Annotated in this window: 24 protein-coding genes and 1 tRNA gene; 24 read left to right on the forward strand and 1 reads right to left on the reverse strand. The window is 40.9% G+C overall.

Annotated features, from left to right (window positions below):
• Positions 1 to 235 precede the first annotated feature (235 nt).
• The 18 genes from VCHSUH04_RS09470 (at position 236) to VCHSUH04_RS09555 (ending at position 17,134) form a co-directional block, all read left to right on the forward strand.
• Positions 236 to 736 (forward strand): GNAT family N-acetyltransferase, encoded by a 501-nt coding sequence (locus VCHSUH04_RS09470; protein ID WP_105086355.1) that lies wholly within the window; start codon positions 236 to 238, stop codon positions 734 to 736.
• An 84-nt stretch (positions 737 to 820) separates the two neighbouring features.
• Positions 821 to 1,684: a histidinol-phosphatase HisJ gene (gene hisJ, locus VCHSUH04_RS09475; protein WP_105086356.1), complete on the forward strand. Its 864-nt coding sequence runs from the start codon at positions 821 to 823 to the stop codon at positions 1,682 to 1,684.
• 67 nt (positions 1,685 to 1,751) lie between these two features.
• The gene (locus tag VCHSUH04_RS09480; protein WP_233188355.1) at positions 1,752 to 2,153 is read left to right on the forward strand and encodes a hypothetical protein; all 402 of its coding nucleotides are present in this window, start codon (positions 1,752 to 1,754) and stop codon (positions 2,151 to 2,153) included.
• A gap of 283 nt (positions 2,154 to 2,436) precedes the next feature.
• Positions 2,437 to 4,038 (forward strand): ATP phosphoribosyltransferase, encoded by a 1,602-nt coding sequence (gene hisG / locus VCHSUH04_RS09485; RefSeq protein WP_105086358.1) that lies wholly within the window; start codon positions 2,437 to 2,439, stop codon positions 4,036 to 4,038.
• 47 nt (positions 4,039 to 4,085) lie between these two features.
• On the forward strand, positions 4,086 to 5,363 hold the full coding sequence (gene hisD / locus VCHSUH04_RS09490) for a histidinol dehydrogenase (protein ID WP_105086359.1): 1,278 nt from the start codon (positions 4,086 to 4,088) through the stop codon (positions 5,361 to 5,363).
• A 21-nt stretch (positions 5,364 to 5,384) separates the two neighbouring features.
• Positions 5,385 to 5,975 (forward strand): imidazoleglycerol-phosphate dehydratase HisB, encoded by a 591-nt coding sequence (gene hisB, locus VCHSUH04_RS09495; RefSeq protein WP_105086360.1) that lies wholly within the window; start codon positions 5,385 to 5,387, stop codon positions 5,973 to 5,975.
• 13 nt (positions 5,976 to 5,988) lie between these two features.
• Entirely contained in the window at positions 5,989 to 6,711 is a 723-nt protein-coding gene (gene hisA, locus VCHSUH04_RS09500; protein ID WP_105086361.1) for a 1-(5-phosphoribosyl)-5-[(5-phosphoribosylamino)methylideneamino]imidazole-4-carboxamide isomerase, read from the forward strand.
• Positions 6,712 to 6,848: 137 nt separating this feature from the next.
• Positions 6,849 to 7,607 (forward strand): imidazole glycerol phosphate synthase subunit HisF, encoded by a 759-nt coding sequence (gene hisF / locus VCHSUH04_RS09505; RefSeq protein WP_105086362.1) that lies wholly within the window; start codon positions 6,849 to 6,851, stop codon positions 7,605 to 7,607.
• A gap of 136 nt (positions 7,608 to 7,743) precedes the next feature.
• Positions 7,744 to 8,058, forward strand: coding sequence for a phosphoribosyl-AMP cyclohydrolase (gene hisI / locus VCHSUH04_RS09510; RefSeq protein ID WP_105086363.1), 315 nt, complete (start codon positions 7,744 to 7,746; stop codon positions 8,056 to 8,058).
• A 95-nt stretch (positions 8,059 to 8,153) separates the two neighbouring features.
• Complete coding sequence (gene hisE, locus VCHSUH04_RS09515) at positions 8,154 to 8,480, forward strand: phosphoribosyl-ATP diphosphatase (protein ID WP_005387497.1); 327 nt, start codon at positions 8,154 to 8,156, stop codon at positions 8,478 to 8,480.
• A gap of 67 nt (positions 8,481 to 8,547) precedes the next feature.
• The gene (gene hisC, locus VCHSUH04_RS09520) at positions 8,548 to 9,624 is read left to right on the forward strand and encodes a histidinol-phosphate transaminase (protein WP_105086364.1); all 1,077 of its coding nucleotides are present in this window, start codon (positions 8,548 to 8,550) and stop codon (positions 9,622 to 9,624) included.
• Between the two features lie 53 nt (positions 9,625 to 9,677).
• On the forward strand, positions 9,678 to 10,304 hold the full coding sequence (gene hisH, locus VCHSUH04_RS09525; protein ID WP_105086365.1) for an imidazole glycerol phosphate synthase subunit HisH: 627 nt from the start codon (positions 9,678 to 9,680) through the stop codon (positions 10,302 to 10,304).
• A gap of 12 nt (positions 10,305 to 10,316) precedes the next feature.
• The gene (locus VCHSUH04_RS09530) at positions 10,317 to 10,709 is read left to right on the forward strand and encodes a HisA/HisF-related TIM barrel protein (RefSeq protein ID WP_105086366.1); all 393 of its coding nucleotides are present in this window, start codon (positions 10,317 to 10,319) and stop codon (positions 10,707 to 10,709) included.
• Between the two features lie 246 nt (positions 10,710 to 10,955).
• The gene (locus VCHSUH04_RS09535) at positions 10,956 to 12,788 is read left to right on the forward strand and encodes a carbon starvation protein A (RefSeq protein WP_105086367.1); all 1,833 of its coding nucleotides are present in this window, start codon (positions 10,956 to 10,958) and stop codon (positions 12,786 to 12,788) included.
• Positions 12,789 to 13,039: 251 nt separating this feature from the next.
• Positions 13,040 to 14,317 (forward strand): ammonium transporter, encoded by a 1,278-nt coding sequence (locus VCHSUH04_RS09540; protein WP_105086368.1) that lies wholly within the window; start codon positions 13,040 to 13,042, stop codon positions 14,315 to 14,317.
• Positions 14,318 to 14,355: 38 nt separating this feature from the next.
• Positions 14,356 to 14,718 carry a P-II family nitrogen regulator gene (locus VCHSUH04_RS09545; protein ID WP_105086369.1) on the forward strand — a complete coding sequence of 121 codons (363 nt, stop codon included), beginning with the start codon at positions 14,356 to 14,358 and terminating at the stop codon, positions 14,716 to 14,718.
• A 287-nt stretch (positions 14,719 to 15,005) separates the two neighbouring features.
• On the forward strand, positions 15,006 to 16,619 hold the full coding sequence (locus VCHSUH04_RS09550; RefSeq protein ID WP_105086370.1) for a membrane biogenesis protein AsmA: 1,614 nt from the start codon (positions 15,006 to 15,008) through the stop codon (positions 16,617 to 16,619).
• A 119-nt stretch (positions 16,620 to 16,738) separates the two neighbouring features.
• Positions 16,739 to 17,134 (forward strand): hypothetical protein, encoded by a 396-nt coding sequence (locus tag VCHSUH04_RS09555; RefSeq protein WP_005387504.1) that lies wholly within the window; start codon positions 16,739 to 16,741, stop codon positions 17,132 to 17,134.
• A 137-nt stretch (positions 17,135 to 17,271) separates the two neighbouring features.
• Here VCHSUH04_RS09555 and VCHSUH04_RS09560 read toward each other — a convergent pair whose 3' ends face one another.
• Positions 17,272 to 18,018 (reverse strand): copper amine oxidase N-terminal domain-containing protein, encoded by a 747-nt coding sequence (locus tag VCHSUH04_RS09560; RefSeq protein WP_105086371.1) that lies wholly within the window; start codon positions 18,016 to 18,018, stop codon positions 17,272 to 17,274.
• A 301-nt stretch (positions 18,019 to 18,319) separates the two neighbouring features.
• Here VCHSUH04_RS09560 and queF point away from each other — a divergent pair, with 301 nt between their 5' ends.
• From queF to VCHSUH04_RS09590, 6 genes are all read left to right on the forward strand, one after another.
• Positions 18,320 to 18,817, forward strand: a complete 498-nt coding sequence (gene queF / locus VCHSUH04_RS09565) for a preQ(1) synthase (protein WP_005387511.1) — start codon at positions 18,320 to 18,322, stop codon at positions 18,815 to 18,817.
• A gap of 49 nt (positions 18,818 to 18,866) precedes the next feature.
• Positions 18,867 to 19,679, forward strand: coding sequence for a hypothetical protein (locus VCHSUH04_RS09570; protein ID WP_233188357.1), 813 nt, complete (start codon positions 18,867 to 18,869; stop codon positions 19,677 to 19,679).
• Positions 19,680 to 19,892: 213 nt separating this feature from the next.
• Positions 19,893 to 20,807: a cysteine synthase A gene (cysK, locus tag VCHSUH04_RS09575; RefSeq protein ID WP_105086373.1), complete on the forward strand. Its 915-nt coding sequence runs from the start codon at positions 19,893 to 19,895 to the stop codon at positions 20,805 to 20,807.
• Positions 20,808 to 20,910: 103 nt separating this feature from the next.
• Positions 20,911 to 21,519, forward strand: a complete 609-nt coding sequence (gene epsC, locus VCHSUH04_RS09580) for a serine O-acetyltransferase EpsC (protein ID WP_105086374.1) — start codon at positions 20,911 to 20,913, stop codon at positions 21,517 to 21,519.
• Between the two features lie 110 nt (positions 21,520 to 21,629).
• Positions 21,630 to 21,720: transfer RNA gene (locus tag VCHSUH04_RS09585), tRNA-Ser, on the forward strand.
• Positions 21,721 to 21,923: 203 nt separating this feature from the next.
• Positions 21,924 to 22,676, forward strand: coding sequence for a hypothetical protein (locus VCHSUH04_RS09590; protein WP_105086375.1), 753 nt, complete (start codon positions 21,924 to 21,926; stop codon positions 22,674 to 22,676).
• The last annotated feature ends 6 nt before the right edge of the window (positions 22,677 to 22,682 follow it).

Consider the following 22,682-nt stretch of genomic DNA (forward strand, 5'->3'; position numbering starts at 1 on the left):
CGAAATTTCTAGGTGTCTTTTGATTATCTTTTAAAAATCTGTTTATGGTATACTATTGATAGGTAGTAAAGCGTACAAAATTATCTACAATATAACAGAAAAGGACGAGTTGCAACTCGTCCTTTTTCTTGCGTGTTAGCGTTATTTTTATATATTATGTTATATAGATATAATATAGAAATAATTTTAGTTTCGGATACCGGATTTTGGATACCAACAATTTTGAGGAATTCTTATGAGTGAATTAGCAATACGACCAATTACAAAGAATGATATCGCATCTTGTTTAGATATTTATAATTACGAGGTTGTAAATGGCGTAGCCACCCTTGATCTTGAACCTCGTACGTTGCCAGAATGGCAGGAGTGGTATGAGGCTCATCAAACGTCTGAGCACTGCATTTTTATAGGGCTTATGGACGATGTTGTGGTAGGCTATGCATCGCTTTCACCATATAGAACAAAGGATGCTTTCAAAAGTACCGTCGAATTATCTATCTACATTCATCAAGGATATCGCGGCAAAGGCGTGGCGTCTAAATTGATGGCTCATATATTAGAATATGCTAAAGAAACGGAAACATTACATACGATAGTGTCTGTTATTACTGCAGGGAATGCAGCGAGTACGGCATTGCATGAGCGCTTTGGATTTACTTATTGTGGTCTAACACCGCAAGTTGGTTTCAAACATGGTAAATATCAGGATACCGAAACATACGCATTATTGGTATAATAAAACGTAGATATTAAATTACAGACTAAATGTATAGATGATAGATAAGGGTTCGCCGTGGGTTAGGGTGAATAGGGTGATTGAATGAACATGAAAGATGAACGGCAGTTCGTTGGATACAGTAAGTATCGCAGCCGTCTTGTAGATGGTCATGTACATACAGAGTTGTGTCCACATGGTAGTGGGGACCGGACTGCGTTGATGATCGAAAAGGCTATTGAGTTGCGTATTGAGAAAGTATGCCTTACAGAGCATGCGCCGTTGCCAAAGGCTTTTGCAGCTGAATACGGTGGTGACCAAAAGGCTTATGACACAGCGTCTTTGAAATTAAACCAAGTTGATAGCTACCTAGAACTAGGTCGTCAATTACAACGTGCCTATGGTACACATATCGATATTTCCCTCGGTTTTGAGGTGGATTACATTCCAGGCTTTGAGACGGATATTCAAGAGTTTCTCGACCGTTATGGTCCATTAACAGATGACAATATTTTGTCTGTTCACTTCATGGAAGGCGTGAATAATGCCTTTTATTGCTTAGACTATAGCCCTGAAGAATTTGAAAAGGGCTTTGGTCCGTGGATTCAAAAGCAATATGAGTTGTATTATAAATATTACTCCACCGTGCGCCAAGCCGTACGTGCTGACCTCGGTGAATATACGCCAAAACGCATTGGTCACTTTGATTTAATTAAGAAATACCAACACCACTTTGGCTTTGAGCGTCACTTGGATCGCCGCAATGCGCAGGTGGTAAGCGATATCTTGCATATCATGCGCGTACAAGGTCGCGAACTAGACTACAATATGAGTGGCTTCTTCAAACCGGATTGCCGTGAAATGTACCCAAGCCGCTTCATCCAAGGTATGGCAGCCGTTATCGGTGTGCCATTTGTACTTGGCTCTGACGCACATAGCATAGCAGATATAGAAAAAATTTGGGGCTAGATTGATGAGAAAGTTTTTTCTTGGGATTATTATTCTCATAACTTTAATAACAGCTTTTATAGCTTTTATGTTTTATCATGAACCATCATCAGATGAGCTGGTTGGCCGTAGTGTAGTTTTAGAGTTTGGGCCTAAGAATGAAATTTATATTAGCAAATTGGGTAGCCAATTTATTGTATCTGATACTAGTTTCTCTAACTCTAAATTTCCTTATTTCTTTGATGCCTTTGTAGAGAAAGATAAGGCTGGCAGCTCGTATCTATACTTATTATGTAAGGATAATATGATTGTCTTTGATAATAATATGAATTGTATTCTATTCTTCTCCAAACAAAACCAAGAGTCCAAAGCTTTATTAGATCATGTAAAGAAATATTATCATTTTGATGCAAGTAAAACGAAGTATAAGATTGAAGACTTAGATGAAGTTGATAGGTCTATATATCTATCGTTACAAAGTCAAAATTAATCCTTAATTATATATATTTAACTATAGTATATAAGAGGATATAAGCCATAGGTGTAGTATCTTTATATTAATAACGTGAAATCATAACGGTTCTATTGACAATTCTATAGAACCGTTATATTATAATTTCATACTTTAATTAGATAAAGTGATAAAATAGAAAAGTATCGATATAGGTAAAAATTTTCTCATAGTAAATAGAAGGTTCATATAACGCATTTAAAACTAGTTATATGATGCTTTCACAGGCATGAGAAATGAAATAATAGAAAGGATGTTTACGATGGTACAGCAGCAATTACCTACGGGGTTCCGTGATGATATAGGGGCCGTAGCGGAGCGCAAGGATGATGTGAGCCAATATGTGCTCGGTCTATGTCGTAGCCGCCAATACACAAAGATCTCTACACCTCTTGTGGAGTACAAGGATGTATTTAATGGCTATGCAATGGGGCGCGGTCAGCATATGTACGAGTTCATGGATAGTTCTGATGAGTCCGTCGTAATTCGTCCTGATTTGACCATGCCGATTGGGCGTTTTTTGGCTACTACAAATATTGAACTACCTCGCACGTTCTACTACTTGGGCGATGTATTTATGAAAAATAAAAAGCACCGTGGTGATGTGAATCAAGTAACGCAAGGCGGCATCGAGATGGTAGGCTATGAAGGCATTGAGGCCGAGCAAGAATGCTTTGCCATCATTAAAGAGGTAAATGAAACGCAGCTTGGTAATAACTTATTGCTTGAGATTGGGGACGCTCGTTTCTCTCGTGCTATCACCGATGCGCTAGGTCTTAGTGATGAGGAAAGAACAGAGCTATTAGACGCTTTGTTTACTAAATATTTACCTCGTTACAACGAGTTGATTTCCGATTTTAAAAATAGTGCATTATATCCATTCTTAACTGTATGGCCTCGCTTGTTTGGTACGGTCCGAGATATTAAGGATGAGCTCAACCAAATCATCTTACCTGCAGCGGCGCAACGTATTTTAGACAATCTCGTAGATATGGCCAACCAAGTGGCTCAAACAGGGCAACAGGTTCGCATTGATGTGTCTACAGAACCGCTTCAATCATACTATACAGGCCTTACCTTTAGAGGCTACGTGGATGGCGTATCTCAATACATCGTCAGCGGCGGTCGTTATGATGGCTTGTTATCTAGCTTTGATGGTACACCGATGCCGGCCGTTGGGATGGCTTTTAATATTGATGTGTTGACAGATGTTACCTTGAATGGTGAAAGCAACAATCAAGATAATGGCAAATTGCGTATTGCTCTTACAAAGGGCCGTGTCGAGAAGGACTTCATTCCTCTCTTGGAATCCTGTGGTATCGATTGTGAGCCGTTACGCAACAAGGCGCGTAAGCTCATCATTCCATTAGGTGATGCCATTGAGGTAATACTCGCTAAAGGCCCTGATGTAACAACATATTTAAAAAACGGTGTAGTAGACCTCGGTATTGTTGGTAGTGATGTACTAGATGAACAAGATGATACGAGCTATGAAATGCTTGATCTACAAACGGGCAAATGCCAATTTATCTTGGCTTCTCTAGCCGGCTATGATCCTAAAGAAGGGCGCCGTCAACGAATTGGTACGAAATATCCGACCATTACGAAACAGTACTTTGGGGCGCAAGATGTGGAAATCATTAAAATTGAAGGCTCTGTTGAGCTAGCACCTCTAGTAGGGCTAGCTGATGCCATCGTAGATATTACAGAAACGGGCACAACATTGCGTGAAAACAACTTAGAAATCTTTGACTGGTTACAAAAGATTTCTACTCGCTTAGTAGCTAATCCATTAGCACTAAAACAAAAGCGTAATACCATTTTCAAACTTATAGACCAGCTTTCAGAAGCCATTAATAAATAAGAGATAGAACTAATAGTGCGAATAGCATATAGGAAGAAGGACATGACATGAAAATTTATAAGGAAACATTAGATACGATGCTCGGTATCGTGCGAAATTATACGCAACAAACTACAGACATGGAGATTGAACGCCGCGTGTACGATATCATTGCTGACGTTCGCACCAATGGTGATGCGGCTTTAAAGGTGTATTCTGAAAAATTCGATGGTGTGTGTATCGAAGACTTCAAGGTGCCTCAAGAGGAAATCGATGCCGCTTATGAGTCCTTATCTGATGATTTAAAAGCTGCTTTATTAAAGGCAAAGGCTAATATTACAGAGTTCCACAGCCGTGAAATTGAGCAAGGCTTTGTAGACATGGATACACCGGGCATCATCCGCGGTCAAAAGGTGATCCCATTAGCTCGCGTTGGTCTCTATGTTCCTGGCGGTACAGCAGCATATCCTTCTACTATTATTATGACTGCGTTACCAGCTAAAATTGCAGGCGTCAAAGAAATCGTCATGGTTACACCTCCTCAAAAGGACGGCATCAATCCTGCTGTACTAGGTGCAGCAAAGCTTGCTGGTGTGGATGCAGTATACCAAGTAGGTGGTGCTCAAGGCGTGGCGGCTCTTGCGTATGGTAGTGAAAGCATTCCAAAGGTTGATAAAATCGTAGGCCCTGGTAATATTTACGTGGCTACAGCAAAACGCCAAGTATTTGGTCAAGTCGATATCGATATGATTGCGGGCCCTAGCGAAATTGGTGTTATCGCTGACGATAGTGCAAATCCAGTCCATCTTGCTGCAGATCTTTTGTCCCAAGCGGAACATGATCCTCGGGCACGTGCTATTATGGTTACTACTAGTGAAAGCCTAGCAAACGCCGTGTCTGATGAGGTAGAACGTCAATTAAAATTGTTGCCTCGTGAAAGCATCGCTCGTCCAGCCATTGAAAATAACAGTTATATTGCCGTTATGAACAGCGTTGAAGACATGTTTACGGTAATGAACGAAGTAGCACCAGAGCATTTGGAAATCCAATTGCCAGATCCAATGAGCTACATGAGCCTCGTTCAAAATGCAGGCTCCGTATTCCTCGGAGCTTATGCATCTGAGCCATTGGGTGACTACGTAGGCGGTACAAATCACGTGTTGCCTACAAGTGGTACAGCACGCTTCTCCTCTCCACTTGGTGTATATGATTTCGTAAAACGGACATCCTTTACACAATTTACAAAAGAACGGTTAGAAGAAGTAGCAACACACATTACTACATTAGCTCGTACAGAAGGCCTCGAAGCACATGCTCGCGCCATCGAAGTACGCTTTGAAAAATAGATTTGGAGTATAGAGGTCGTTATGATACGCACAGGTACGGTGCAACGCACCACGCAAGAAACAGATATTACAGTAGAACTTACCCTTGATGGGGCGCAAACGAGCTCCATCTCCACAGGAGTTGGCTTTTTTGATCACATGTTGACGCTGCTGGCGAAACATGGCCGCTTTGGCCTTGTAGTTGAGGCAAAGGGCGATACCTACGTAGATGCTCATCACACCGTTGAGGATATTGGATTGGCGTTAGGTCAAGCTTTGGTGAAAGCCCTTGGCGATAAGGCAGGTATCGAGCGTTACGGTGATGCGTGGGTTCCTATGGATGAAGCACTAACACAAGTTGTGATCGACTTGAGTGGCCGTCCATACCTCGTGTTCCAAGGCGAATGGAGCACGCCTGTTCTTGGGGGCAACTTTGAAACAGAGCTGGTGGAGGATTTTTTCCAAGCGTTAGCCATGAGTGGCGCTATGAATTTACATGTGCGCAATTTATATGGTCGCAATACACACCACATCATTGAAAGCATGTTTAAGGCTACAGGCCGTGCATTGCGCATGGCCGTTACGATTAACCCAGATATTCAAGGGGTAAACTCTACAAAGGGCGTTATTTAATAAAGGAGAACCTATGATTTTTCCAGCTATAGATTTACAAGATGGTCGCAGCGTTCGCCTCTATAAAGGTGACTTCGCGCAGGAAACGGTTATCAATCCTGATCCAGTGGACCAAGCAAAACAATATGAAGATGCCAAGGTAGGCGCACTCCACCTCGTCGATTTAGATGGTGCTAAGGCAGGTAAGCCTGTTAATGTAGACATTGTAAAAGCAGTGCGTCAGGCTTTCACAGGCATCCTTGAAATCGGTGGTGGCATCCGCGATAAAGTGGCTGTTGACCTCTATTTAGGTTTAGGCGTAGACAGAGTTATCTTAGGTTCTGTAGCCCTTAAAAATCCTGAGCTTACGAAACAGGTTATCGCTGAATATGGTGCAGAGCGTATCGTTATCGGTGTAGACGGTAAAAATGGAAAGGTCGCTGCTGAAGGTTGGCTCGATCAATCCGATGTGCCTATGACCGATTTAATCGGCGCTATGATTGAAGGCGGAGCAAAGTACTTTATCGTTACTGATGTGGACCGGGACGGTACCATGCAGGGGGCTAACGAAGACTTGCTCGGCAATTTGCAAAAAACATTCCCTACAGCTCGTATCGTTGCCTCTGGTGGTGTTCGTAATTTAGAAGATATTAAATCACTTGAAGCAAAAGGCGTCATGGATAGTATCGTCGGTAAAGCGCTATATGAAGGAACGATTACATTAGAAGAAATCGCTGAGTATAACCAGCAAAACTAATAGAATTGACCATGTAGTATACGCTCTTAGTTTAATGAGTTATAAGGTATATCTAATATCTAATATTTTTTAGCTTATAACTTATGTAGGGGCATAACAGATAATATATTGGGTAGTACTCAATGGAGAGGAGCATTATGTTAGCGAAACGGATCATTCCGTGCCTAGATGTGGATGATGGGCGCGTAAAAAAAGGGGTTAACTTTGTTAATCTCGTGGATGTTGGCAGTCCCGTAGATATTGCAGCATCCTATGAGCAACAACAAGCAGACGAGCTTGTCTTTCTAGATATTACGGCCACTGTTGATGCACGGACCACCATGCGCGATGTGGTGCAAGAGATTTCATCCCAAGTATTTATGCCTCTCACCGTTGGTGGCGGCATTAAGAGTATCGATGATATGACGGCTTTATTGAAAGCTGGTGCTGACAAGGTGTCCTTGAACTCTGCAGCCCTTGCTAAACCTGAACTCATCACAGAAGGAGCTCAAAAGTTTGGCAATCAATGCATGGTAGTAGCCATCGATGTAAAAACAGACGAAGAAACTGGTGAATGGTATGCCTATACTCACGGTGGTCGTAATCGTACCGAATGGAAGGCTCTTGATTGGGCTAAGGAGGCTGTATCTCGTGGGGCCGGAGAACTGCTCGTAACGAGTATGGACAAGGACGGTACAAAATCTGGTTTTGATATTGAACTATATAAGGCTATTGAAGCTGTTGTAGATGTGCCTATCATCGCCTCTGGAGGTGCAGGTACTGTACAAGATTTTATAGACCTCTTTGCAGAAACAGGCGTGACAGGTGCCTTAGCAGCATCGATCTTCCACTTTGGGGAGATTAAAATTCCAGAACTCAAAGATGAATTACGAGCTCACGACATTACTGTACGATAGAAAGTAGCTTTCATACATACGTTTTTAAATAATTACAGTATTTAAAGATACTTGAAGGCAGTACATAAAAGGCTATGGTAACGATACTAATAAAACACTGAGTTTTAAAACGATTATTTTCATAAAGGATTAATATATGAAACCTGATTTTGAAAAGGGAAATGGCTTATTGCCAACGGTTGTGCAAGATTCAGCGACTAAGGATGTCCTCATGGTGGCGTGGATGAACGAAGAAAGCTTTCACAAAACACTAGAGACAAAAGAAACGTGGTTTTGGTCTCGCTCTCGTCAGGAGCTGTGGCACAAGGGCGGTACGAGCGGCAATGTGCAACATGTAGTGAGTATGGCCCTCGATTGCGATGGTGATACCTTGCTCATTCAAGTGAAACCGGAAGGCCCTGCATGTCACACGGGGCGTACAAGCTGTTTCTTTAATGATGTAGAAGCATAGCGGCCCATAAGAGAACAATAATGGCAGTCAATGGAATCGGCACAATAGGATAGACAAAAGAGAATATAAATATAAGAGATGTAACGGAGTTATATATGGCACAGCAAACATTGAACGAATTATACGAAATTATTAAGAACCGCAAGGCACAGCCAAAGGAAGGTTCTTATACAAATTACTTATTTGATAAAGGGCTCGATAAAATCTTGAAAAAGGTAGGCGAAGAGGCTACTGAAGTTGTTATCGCTGCAAAGAACGAGGATCCTCAAGAATTGATATACGAAACGGCTGATGTATTGTATCACTTGCTAGTATTACTAGCAGAGAAAAATATTCCTTACGAAGCCATCGAGGCAGAGCTTGCTAGTCGTGAAGGCGTAGTAAGTAAGACTACAGATCGCCCAGAAATTACAAATTTATAATGAACACCGTATAGTGAGCTCACATAAGTTCATATGAGTTAAGACAAATAGTTAGAAAGGATAGCTTATGAAAGAGATAATTCGCACATTGAAACCCTATATACCTGAGGAACCTGCTGAAGCGGTAAAGGAACGCCTCGGTGTGGACCGCTTGGTGCGTTTGTCTGCCAACGAAAACCCATATGGGACTTCTCTGTTGGTGCGTGAAGCTATCCTTAGCTATGTAACGCATAATGATGCTAACTATTATCCTGATGGTAATGCTACCGATTTGCGCCTAAAACTAGCAGAGTATTGGAAGGTACAACCAGAACAGCTCGTTATTGGTGTAGGCCTCGATGAGGTCATTGCTATGGTTAATAAAACATTGATCAGCGCCGGCGACTCCATCGTGGTCAGCGTACCTGCTTTCTCAGAATATGCATTAAATGGTCTTGTGGAAGGTGCTGAAATTCGCGAGGTTGAGGCCGATTTTGAAACAGGTCATTATGATTTCTCTGCCCTTGTGAAAGCAGTGGATGAAACAACACGCCTCGTGTGGATTTGTAATCCTAACAATCCAACAGGAACCTATGAGTCTGTTGAAGATATTCGTAAATTCATAGCAGCTATACCTAAGGAAACATTGGTCATCATCGATGAGGCATATATCGATTTTGTTACCGCTGTAGCAGTTCCAACAGCACGAGCGCTTTTAGATGAGTTCCCTAATGTAGCTATCATGCGTACCTTCTCCAAGGCATATGGCCTTGCTAATTATCGCGTAGGCTATATGATGACACCTGTAGAGTTGGCTAATTACATGCAAACTATCCGCTTGCCTTATAATCTCAATACCTTGTCCCAATTGGCTGCAGAAGCTGCTTTTGAGGATCAAGCATTCCTAAGAAGAACAGTTTCTCAAAATGCAGAGGAACGGGCAAAATGGGAGAGCCTATTTGATGAATTAAACATTCACTACTATAAGAGTGAAGCGAACTTTATTTTCTTTACTGTACCTGATGCGGAAGGCTTAGCTGATGCTTGGCTAAAAGAAGGATATCAAGTGCGCCGGGGACAACGGGATGGTTGGTTAAGACTTACCATTCCAATGGCTCAAGATGGAGCTGTTATGCGCGGCATATTAAAAGAATTCATGAATTAGTCTATATAGGATACATCAGATATACTAATTAAGGCTGTTGAAAGGAGCGTATTATGATTGCCATTATAGATTATGATGCGGGTAATACATTTAATGTCCAGAAAGCGTTGGCCCATATCGGACTAGATGCAGTGCTAACAGCAGATCCGAATGTCATATTAAATGCTGATGGTGTTCTCTTACCAGGTGTAGGTGCCTATGCATCGGCCGTAGCCGTTCTAAAGGAACGAGGCCTCGTCGATGTCATTCAGGAAGTGGTAAAACGAGAAATACCGCTATTAGGTATTTGCTTGGGTATGCAACTACTATTTGAAGAGTCCGAAGAATATGGACCCACTCCAGGTTTAGGACTCATCCCAGGCAAGGTAAAAGAAATTCCTCGCGACCTTGGTCTTAGCGTGCCTCACATGGGGTGGAACAAAAATACAGTACACCAGCCAGATAGTGCTTTCAGCAATGTAGACGATCAATATACCTATTTCGTTCATTCCTATTATGTAGATACTGACCCTGAGTTTATTACATCTACTGCAAACTATGGTATCGATGTACCAGGTGTTGTTGAGCGTGGTAGAGTATATGGGATGCAATTCCATCCTGAAAAAAGTGGTGTCGTAGGTCTAAATCTATTGCGTGCATTTGGCAATATTACGGAAGCCTGTGTAGCGGCGAAAAAATAAGAGGGTAACTCTATGTTAGCGAAATGTATTATCCCTTGCCTCAGTGTGGCAAATGGTCGTGTTCAGAATGGCGTTCAATTCCGTGATATGGTAGATGCCGGCGATCCTGTAAAATGTGCAGAAGAAGCGGTAGGCCATGATGCAGGTGAGTTATTGGTAACGAGTATCGATAGGTATGGCATGGGGCTTGGCTTTGATATTGAATTATATCAAGCTTTAGCAGAGGTTGTGGATGTACCTGTAACAGTCTTTGGTGGTGCTGGAAATATACAGCATTTTGTGGATTTATTTACAAAGACGAATGTAACTGAAGCTCTTGTAGGGGCGTTGTTACATAACAAAGTTTTAACTATAAAAGATATTAAAAAGGCCCTTCATGAATCAGGAGTCGTAGTAAGACAATAGATAATTACTATCAAAATAAAACGATAAAAGCATTCTCTAAGTAACGGAGAATGCTTTTTGGTTATGTCTTTAACTCATAATGTACATCTAAAATGAGAAATTGATAATTGACACTTCTATGTTTAGATATACAATATTATTGTAAGTACTAAAAGTTTTGAGAGCCAATGTGGCATGGATGTGCAAAAGATTTATCAGATATTTTTATATAACACCATGTCACACAAGACAATTGGAGGTGTTTATATGGTTATGAATGGTATTTACTTAGTTATAGCCTCCGCGTGTATTCTAATTTTAGCGTACCGCTTTTATGGGGCTTTCATAGCGGCGAAAGTATTAACATTGGATGAAAATCGTCCAACGCCAGCTATGGTCCACAATGATGGTCACGATTACGTGCCCACAAACAAATGGGTAACATTTGGTCATCACTTTGCAGCGATTGCTGGTGCAGGCCCTCTTGTAGGTCCTGTTATCGCAGCCCAGTTCGGGTATTTGCCTGGTGCATTATGGATTCTTATCGGTTCCGTATTAGCCGGCGCTGTACATGACATGGTTATCTTATTCGCATCTGTTCGCTATGATGGTAAATCTATTGCGGATATTGCACGAGAAGAAATCAGTAAATTTGCTGGTTTCGGTGCTATGCTTGCTACATTGTTCCTATTGATCATCACCCTTGCTGGTATGGCTGTAGTAGTAGCTAACGCATTGCATAACTCCCCATGGGGTTTCTTCTCCGTATTTGCTACGATTCCAATCGCTATTTTCATTGGTATTTATTTGAAATGGTTGCGTCCTGGTAAAATTCAAGAAGCAACTATTATCGGTGTAGCGTTGATCTTCGCAGCTATTATCTACGGTCCAAACGTAGCAGCTAGTGAATATGCTTCTTGGTTTACATATGACTTGCAAACTATTGAAATCATGCTTGCAGTCTATGGTTTCTTTGCAGCAGCATTGCCAGTATGGTTATTGCTTGCTCCTCGTGACTACTTGTCCACATACCTTAAAATCGGTACAATCGGCGCATTGGCTCTTGGTATTATCATCGTAATGCCTGAAATTCAAATGCCGGCTGTAACTCCTTACATCTGGGGTGGCGGTCCTGTATTGAAAGGTTCTGTATTCCCTTATATCTTCATTACTATCGCATGTGGTGCGTTATCTGGTTTCCATACTGTTATCGCAACAGGTACAACACCTAAAATGCTTACTAATGAAAAAGAAATCTTGCCTATCGGTTATGGTGCAATGTTAACAGAAGGCTTCATCGCTATGATGGCGTTGATTGCCGCAACTGCATTGCATCCAGATGATTACTTCGCAATTAACTCCACTGTTGAATCCTTCAAAGCCTTAGGCCTTCAAGTTCATGAATTACCAGCATTGTCCGCAATGGTTGGTGAAGATTTGATGCACCGTCCTGGTGGCGCCGTATCCCTTGCAGTAGGTATGGCTCATATCTTCTCCAGATTGCCTAACATGGATCACTTGCTAGGTTACTGGTATCACTTCTGTATCATGTTCGAAGCATTGTTCATCATGACTTTGATCGATGCTGGTACTCGTGTAGGTCGTTACTTACTTCAAGAATTATTAGGTCATTTCCATCCTAAATTCAACGACCAACATTGGGCTCCTGGCGTTTATGGTTGTGCAGCTTTAATTTGTATTTTGTGGGGCTACCTAGTTCTACAAGGTAACATCGGTATTATCTGGCCTTTATTCGGCGTATCTAACCAATTATTAGGTACTATGACATTAGCTGTAGGTACTACAGTTATCATGCGACTTGGCCGCAAACGTTATGCATGGGTAACAGGTATTCCTTGTATCCTTATGGCTATCGTTGCTATCGCTGCGGACTTTGAAAACGTATTTAACAGCTATATCCCAGCTGGTAAATGGATCCTAGTAGCATTCAGTGCTGCTATGTTCCTCATGATCCTTATCGTATTGGTAGAAGCTGTACGCAGCTGGATTCGCTTGTCCAATATTCCTCAAGATTATCGTACACAAGCTGAAATCGAAGCTGAAAGCCTTGTAAAATACGGTAAAGAAGCAAAAGCATAATATTGATTATTATAATATATAAAGTGCACTCACCTTTGTGAGTGCACTTTTAATTTATAGTGTTATAGAGTTTTATGTATTTTATGGGAAGCGGCATTGTAGAAATTCTATAGAATTTGTTGACATACATTATAATCTAATATACGATGTATGTAGTGATGTATATTACTACAATAAAATAGTTAGGTAACGGCGCCTTGCATGCAGAGTTTCTGCGAGCAAGGCGCTTTTTGTATGGAAAGGAGTTTCTTATGGTCAATATGATTGATACGGGCAACACAGCATGGGTCTTGTTATGCACTGCCTTAGTATTCTTTATGACACCTGGTTTAGCGTTGTTTTATGGTGGGATGGCGCGTAGTAAAAATGTGCTAGGTACGATCATGCAGAGCTTCTTTTTAATTGGCGTCATCTCTGTTGAGTTTATTTTGATCGGCTATACGTTGATTTTTGGTGATGATCTACATGGTATCATCGGCGACTTTAGTAAATTTGGCCTTGGTGGTGCGGAAACAACCATCTTAAGTGATACCCATATTCCTGAGCTTGCTTTTATAGCATTCCAATGTATGTTTGCTGTCATTACACCAGCCATCATGAGTGGTTCTGTTACGGGGCGGATGCGCTTTGCACCCTTTGTAGTATTTGCTTTGCTATGGTCTATCTTTATATACAATCCGATGGCCCATTGGATTTGGGGCGGTGGCTTCCTTAGTGATTTGGGTGCATTAGACTTTGCTGGTGGACTTGCGATACATGTTCTGTCTGGTGTATCTGGATTGACCTTATGTATGCTGTTAGGCCGTCGTCGCGGTTATGGGCGCATGCCTATGCTACCGCACCATTTGCCGATGACAATTCTTGGAGCTGCTATTCTATGGTTTGGATGGTTTGGCTTTAATGCAGGATCTGCCCTTGGCGTAGGCTTCCTTGCAGCTAATGCAGTGTTAACTACACAAATCTCTGCAGCAGTTGGTATTGTAGGTTGGGTACTAGTAGAAATGATACACCGTGGTAAACCTACTGTGTTAGGGGCTGCCTCTGGTGGGGTGTCTGGGTTAGTAGCTATTACACCAGCTGCAGGCTTTATAACGCCTATGGCCGCCATTATTATTGGCTTTATTGGGGCAGTCGTATGTTACCTAGCGGTAGCGATCATTAAAAATCGCCTTGGCTATGATGATTCTCTTGATGCCTTTGGTATTCATGGTGTAGGCGGTACATGGGGCGCTATTGCTACCGGTTTATGGGCTACCACAACTATTAATCCAGATGGGGCGAATGGGTTGTTCTATGGTGGTTCCTTGTTAGGTCCTCAATTGCTTTCACTCGTGATTGCCTATGTATTTGCTATTGTAGGTACATTTATACTATTTAAAATCGTTAGCGCTTTCATGGATATGCGTGTTAGCATTGGTTCTGAATCACTTGGTATTGATATTAGTGAACATGGCGAAGGCGCTTATAATCAATCTGAATTTAAAAGCTCAGGTCGTTTTATTTCGTCCAATCAAACGTCCTTGTTATGATTTGTGAATGATAGATAGTACTTGTAGGAGATAAATATATGAAACGGATGAAAAAGGTAGATATTATTGCTCGTGCTGAGCAACTAGAGGATTTAAAAGAGGCCTTAAACAAGATTGGTATTCAAGGTATGACAGTATCACAAGTCTTTGGCTGTGGTCTACAAAAGGGCCATACCGAAGTATATCGGGGCCAACAATACGATGTGAATCTCATCCCTATGGTAAAAGTAGAAACCGTTGTGTGTGATGTGCCTGTGGATCTTGTAATGGACACAGCGCGAAACACATTGCAAACCGGTGAAGTAGGGGATGGTAAAATTTTTGTATACGATGTAGAAGACGCTATGCGTATACGGACAGGCACAAGAGGCACCAAAGCTGTAACCGACGATGAAGCATAAATACTGAATACTTAAATAGAAAGGAGACGAGATTTAATCTCGTCTCCTTTCTATTTCCCTTTTCTAGATAATGCTTCATAGCCTTATTATTAGCATTTAGAGAATAGTTTTATTTTGATTGGACATCTTTATAACTAATGTTATGAAAAGGAGAGCCTATACCGGATAAGCGACTTAGCTCGCTTTGGAGCGAAGAAGGTATAGGCTCTCCTTTTCAATCTAAATGTAGTAATATTACAAGACCAATCAAAATAAAACTCACATCCTCAACATGATATAATAAGGCTATGAAACATTATATACGTTCCTATTGGACAAAATATAAACAATTGTATAAGAAAGGCTTAAAAGGTATTGCTGCTTTTCTTGCCATTGGAGCGATTATAGTCTTTGTGCTCGCTACGATAGCGAGCCGTGGGATGGGCGTTATTTTTAACGAGGTAATGGCTCGTCAAACGATGATGAGAGGGACTGTAACGGTAGAGAGTTTAACTGCAACACCGTGGGGGACATTATCCTTTACTGACTTGGTATGGAAGGATCCAGAAGGCCGAGAGTTGCTCACAGTTCCAGATGGAAAGATTCGCGTTAATATGTGGGACGTAATAACACGAAATTTTAAGGCTTCTGCTATAAATGGAATCGAGCTAAATGATGCGACCATTGTAGTCGATTTAGACGATAACAACCGTCTTGACTTTGTGCCTGCTTCACCTGATGTAAACAAGCCACTCAATGAGGTAGAGCCGCGACCTAAACCTCCGAAAAAGACGACTCAAGAGCGGCAGGAGGAACTGGGCAAGAAGGTTCGTAACTTTAATTGGGACGGTCAACATTTAAATCTTACGATTACATTGAGAAATAACCAGCTGGAAATCTTTCAGAAAAATCGTCACTATGTAATGAGGAACGTGAATTCTAAGATACATCTTGATAGTAACCGTGCTATTCGTATTGATATGGAAACGGGTAAGTTCGGTGGCACAGCCATTGGTGATGGTCTTACACTAAAAGGTCGTGTTGACCTAAAGGATGTATTAAAGCATCGCATGCCTCAGTTAGACTTGCAGTTTGATGTAAAGGGTGTGGACCCATCATCACTCGGTTTTGGTGATAATATCCACGATGCAATGACCTTGCTGACAAAAGTAACAGGTGATTTTAATCGTCCATTGGCTAAAGGTCGTGTAACGATGCCTGTTTTACGAATTCCTGCGCTTACCTTTGAAAATGTAGTAGGCGATGTAACGTACCAAGACGGCATTTTGAACTTTGAAAATGTAAATGCCAATGTATACGGTGGAAAGCTAGAGGCAAAGGGCATATATAACTTAGATACTCGAGCTTATACGATTACAGGGATAGCAAAGGACCTTGATAGTAGTGAGGCTCTTAAAACACCTGAATTTGTTGTACCGGTGTCGGCTAATTTGAACTTTAAAAGCGAGGGCCAGCCTCGTGACATGGAGGTATGGGGAAATTTCTGGTCTGGAGAAGGCCATTATATGCTCATTCCAATTAAAAATATTACAGGAAACTTTCACAATAAAGGACGTCATTTATCCTTTAGTGATGTGACAGTTAATACGAATATTACGACTATTTCTACAGATGCGTTGCGTATCGATAATGGGCAGCTCACCATGGGGCCTCTCAACATTACATCCCATGGGGGTAGTAATTTTATCCTCTACGACGAATCCTTCGATGAGATCGATGAGAATATGGATCGGATTAAAGAGGGGATGAAGCAAGCTGGTGAAAATAGTAAGCGTGCCTCTGAGTCAGCTAAAGGTATAGATAGCATCAAGGTTTCCGATGATGTAAAAGAATCTGTTGGTGATGTAAAACGCCAAATGGATGAGGTGAAAGATGCTTTTAAAGGTATCAAAATAAAGTGATAAATGAAATATAAATGATATTAACTCTCTTTCATTGTGCGTTTATGTAGATGGTTTATAATAAATCTCCGTTATCATAATTTTTGATATAATACTTTTGTGTTATTTGGAGGTTTTTTATGAAAGCATCAAAACAATTCTCTATCGTTTTGGCCGCAGCTGTACTTGCTTTTGGCGCTGTTACAGTAGCACCACAACAAGCAGACGCTTCTTATGGCTACAAATATACTGATTCCCAACGTCCACCAGTATCTACTCCAACAGGTTATGTTAATCCAGCCATGGGTTCTACAGTAACTGTTACAGATCCTGCACCTACTACAAATAAATTGACTACTCCTAAAGCTAGTACTACTATTGAAAACATTACTGTGACTAATGTTGCACCAAAATACTCTGATTACAATGATATTGCAGCATACTCTCTAGCAGTAGCTGACTATTTCATGGCGAAGATTATGGCTATATATGGTAATGGTAATACAGCTCTTAACCGTTATGGTTTTGGCAGATAATATAGCCATCAAATTTAGTAAAACTAATTTCGGATAACTATATATGCTATATAATAAAAAGGTCCCGTATGGGACCTTTTTATTTGCATAAATTTTTTAATGCGTTGAGAGCTTGCTCAACAATCTCTTAATTTCGGTTATCGATCTAATCCGTTAGCGCGTTGGTATTCAGATGTATTTGTAGATTGAGTTTGATCGTCTGTAGTTACAGTGTCTTTGGATACAGATTTTTTGATTTTAATAAGAGGTTTTTCTGTAGCTTTTGGCTCCTCTTTTTTCTTTACATCATTCTGAGATGGTGGTAAGAATGTGTTAAGTTCATTCTTGTGAGATACCTCTGTGTTTGTAGTAGACGCTAATTGTGCGCGTTGAGGAGCGATGAAGATTTCATCCTTTGTAATTTTTACATCGTTTAATAATAATTTGAATACTTGAGGTTTTACAAAGATTGTACCATCTACCTTGCGAGCTGCGGGCAAGAAGGATTCGGAAGTATCAAGGTTGATGATTTTCAATTTACCATGGCGCACTACCTCTGCAGAATCAGGTTGGATAGCTAGTGTAGCAATATTCATGTCTACTAATGCTGTTTTAGTAGGCTCATCCCATGCCACCTTATAGCCCAATGCTTCAGATACTTGGCGCAATGCTACGAGCGGTTGACCATCTACATAGATTACATTTTGTTGACCGTTAATAGGTTCAACCACTTTACCATTTACATTGATATGATGAGCAGTTGTAACAGATGCTGGCTTCTCAAGATTCATAGCTGGACCAGGATTCTCCATGCCAATAGCCGCCTGTGCAGGCTGTGCCGTGCCAAATGTGAAAGCTAACGCACCTACAGCGATGCTAGATAAAATAAGCTGTTTTAATTTCATAAGTGACCTCCATAAGGTGTTATATCATTTTGAATGTATTAACGTTACCAAATGTATATGAATATTTTATTATAAACTTAAATTTTACACAATCTATATGTGAGCATAAATCTAATTGAACTAGATTATGGGGATAGGATAGTTTATTTAGAGACATAGGATGGACCGGTCATTTAACTATAGTCTGAAATCGTTTATCTCTATAACTGGTGTATTCTTTTATATGCTATAATTAAGTGTTACATGAATTATTCAATATATCTAATTATAGAGTTCTAGAATGTATAGAAAGAGGTTCCTTATGGCATCCGGCAGATCTGAAAAAGAGTTACAAGGGGTAACGATGTTAGGTCACAAGACCGATTACCCAACTGATTATGCACCACAGGTGTTAGAGGCGTTTGATAACAAGCACCCTGATAACGATTACTTTGTTAAATTTAACTGTCCTGAGTTCACAAGCTTGTGCCCTATGACAGGTCAACCAGACTTTGCGACCATCTACATTTCTTATGTACCAGATAAGAAAATGGTAGAGTCCAAGTCTTTAAAATTATACCTATTTAGTTTCCGCAATCACGGGGACTTTCACGAGGACTGCATCAACATCATCATGAAAGACCTCATCAAGTTGATGGATCCTAAGTACATCGAGGTATGGGGCAAGTTTACACCGCGCGGTGGTTTGTCCATCGATCCATACGCAAACTATGGCAAGCCTGGTACAGAGTGGGAAAAGACTGCAAAAGAGCGCCTTCATTTCCACGATATGCAGCCTGAGCGCGTAGCATACCGTTAATATGGCATACGAATATTTAACAATGGTCACATCGTTCATAATGTTTTTTATGATTGGTGTGATCTTGTCTATTCACCCTGCATCCATAATCGTGGGGGAGCATACGAAGTTATCACATCTGAGTCGATGGACTCGGTGGAATGGGTATCTTATTTTTATATTGACCCTGTTTATTGTGGATGTACTCATAACAAATGGCCTATATGCTGTATTTTATGATGTGTATGGCAATCTATCCGTTCTGCGTGAGCTGGCTATTGATCCGATGGCTATATTCTTTAGTGAAAGCTTCCAAATAGGCGTTGTTGTCGTCTTTGTTCTAGTGTTGCTACAAGTGTTAGGTCTCGTCGATTTGGCTCATGGTGAAAGAAACTTATCGTTTCACTATGACCAACTGCATCAAGGTAAAGAACAACCTTCCTGGATGGAACAGTACATGGCCCATGAAAAGGGCGGGTTGGGCTTAGCTATTGTAGGATTGATTTACATGTTGCGGATGACCATGAGAACCATGTGGCCTTATATTATATGCCTTATATGGTTCAAGCTTATAGCGATGCTTGCTAATGTGCTACTTTCACCAGTCATCAATCGGTTAATGCATATTGAAACGATGACATCAACGCATATCATACTAGACCCTTATGTAGCGATATATGTGATAGTAGGATTCCTGTGGGGCTATGTAGCGCTACACTATGACATAGATAAGGCGTATAATGTAGCGAATAGTACCGTGATAGTCATCGTTCCGCGACTTACCGTTATACTAGGGACAGTCATCTTTATTGGACTCGCGCTAGTTATTATTATGGTGCCTGTTACTTGGGGTATGGTGGTAGATACACTGACAAAATTATAAATAAACCTAGTTATTTCCTATATTTTTAGGGTTTTAAAAGCGGTTCTCATTCTCTTGACAATGCATAGATGCAGGTGATAGAGTATGATTGTATTTATGAGAATACACAAATGGTTATATCCAGTGTATAGAGAATAACAAGGTGAAATTCATATCGTCCTTGGGATGTTCCTGAGGACGATTTTTATCATCTGTCGCTAGAGGGAGGATCAGATGAGTATAGTCACAAATCAAACTACAGAACTGATTGGTAAAACTCCGGTATATCAATTACCAAATACCAATATTTATGTAAAACTAGAAAAATATAATGTAGGCGGTTCTGTGAAAGACCGTGCCGTTCTTGGCATGTTGCAAGATGCTAAGGAAAAAGGTCGCCTTCACGAGGATAGCATCATCGTAGAAGCTACAAGTGGCAATACAGGTATTGCTCTTGCCATGGTGGGTGCTATCTTACATATTAAAACAGTTATTATTATGCCTGAAAGCATGAGTAAAGAACGTCGTGAGCTTATTAAGGCGTACGGTGCACAGCTCATCTTGACGCCAAAAGAAACGGGCATGAAGGGCGCTCTTGAACGAGCAAATGAAATTTTAGAAAAATATCCTAATGCTTTTACCTTGGGCCAATTCGTAAATCCTTCAAATCCAGATATGCATTATCGCACTACGGGCGCTGAGATCGTGGAGCAAGTACCGAATGTAGACGTATTTGTAGCAGGTATCGGTACAGGTGGTACTTTCACAGGTGTTACTAGACGATTGAAAGAGCATAATCCGAATCTGAAATCTATCGCAGTGGAACCAACAGGATCTCCGGCCATTACAGAGGGCAAAGGTGGTCCTCACAAAATTCAAGGCATTGGTGCTGGCTTCATTCCTGAAAACTTCGACCAAAGCTTGATGGACGGCGTACAAACTGTAAGCGATGAAGAAGCCTTTAGCGAAGTACAAACCTTCATGCGTGAAAGCGGTGTCTCTATTGGACTTTCAGCGGGGGCAGCTATTGTAGCAGCTAAGCGCATTGCACGAGAAGAACCAAAGGCGAATATAGTGGTTATTGCACCAGATGGGGTAGAAAAATATTTATCCCTTTTGGATTTTGCTAATAACGAATATGTAAAGTAACGGATTTCGCATAGATAAAACATCTTATGTATAGGAATACAGACCACATATGTTGTATACTATATATTATTATATGAGTAGAGTTATTTGAGATGGAGTCACTATGATGCAAGGTTTGCGCGAATTATGGGGCAAAATTCAATATAATATAAAGCGCGTAATGGATTCTGACCCAGCCGCAACAAGTGTGTGGATGGTCATTTGGACGTATCCGCATATTACAGCCTTATTTTGGCATTTCTTTGCGCACCGCCTCTATAAGGCGGGCTGGCCAACCTTGGCGCGTCGTGTGGCATTACATTCTCGTCACGTAACGGGCATTGAAATTCACCCAGGTGCAACGATCGGCCGTGGCCTATTTATTGACCATGGTATGGGTGTTGTAATCGGTGAAACCGCCATCGTAGGGGATAATGTAACACTGTTCCATCAAGTAACATTAGGCGGCATGTCCTCTAAACAGGTAAAACGCCATCCGACCATCGAAGACGAAGTGCTCATCGGTACAGGCACAAAAATCTTAGGGGATATTACTATCGGGGCCCGCACAAAAATCGGTTGTAACCTTGTTATTAAACATGATATCCCGAAAGACATGGTTATCTTTGAAACGGATCCAGAAAATATGTATGTCCGTAAACCTCGTCGTACTAATAATGGTAAGACTGAGGAAAAGAAAATCCCCGATGGCTACATAGAATATTATATTTAATATAGTAGTAAATAAATTATATAAACCGCTAACTATTAGAGACTCTAGTAGTTAGCGGTTTTTTATTGACAATGCCTTATTGGGTATGATATGATTACCCAGTAAAGCATGGAGGATTACTCAAGAGGCTGAAGAGGACGGTTTGCTAAATCGTTAGGGCGGGTTACCGTCGCTAGGGTTCGAATCCCTAATCCTCCGCCATGCTGAGACCTCACATCACGCGATGTGAGGTCTTTTTGTTTATTGTAATATTTACTAGGTATGAACCTTAATGTGTAAGGACTCAAATGAGTTTAAGGTCCTGTAAATATTGATGTATATAGGCGTGTAAGGTTATAGAGTTGACGTATGACAAGGGGTTTCATATAATAGATTGTATAAAATGTAATTTTAAGGAGACTCTTATGAATATAAAATATACACGTCACATGAATTTACTTCGTCGCGCTATCGGTATTGGCACATTATGTCTTGTTGCCTCTGTTGGCTTTGTTCATGCTGAAAGCATTGCTATTCCAAGTGCACGTCCTATGGTGGATGGTGTTAGTGCTGATGTAGAAACTGTTAGTAGCTCTAGTAAAGCACAACATCATGTGAGTGCTGGTGTAATTACGCCAAGTGATTGGACGTATACGGCATTACAAACGTTAATTAAACACGGTGCTATTACAGATACACATGGTTTTGTCTTTGATGGCAATACAAGCTATACAAAGGATGAGCTTATGCCTCTTATCGATGAGGTAGTAACAAAACGGGAGCAAATGAACGAAAACGATCGTCAATATGCATTGCGCATTTATCAAGAAAATATGCGTGATATAATGGACTATCGTATTGCTCACGATAAGAAGGTTACGCAAGAGCGCCGTCAAAAATTAGACGAAAAACGTGCTGAAAAAGCTAAGAAGTCTGGTAAAACATACCAAGTATCTAAATCTCAACAAGAGGCTTTAGATACCGCTAATGATGAAGTGGCAAAACCAGAAGAGCGCGCTTTAACAGATGAACAAATCAAAGAAAAAATGAAGAAATTCAAAATTGATGATTCTCGTGTTAAAGTAAATAATAATGTGCGCATCCGTTATACCGGTGGTAAGGATACAAAATCTAAAACCGATGCTCGCATGCAAACGGAGATGACCTTTACTCTATAACCCTTA

Origin of the sequence: Veillonella sp. T14073-2, assembly GCF_002959875.1 — a bacterium.
Classification (GTDB): Bacteria; Bacillota; Negativicutes; order Veillonellales; family Veillonellaceae; genus Veillonella; species Veillonella infantium.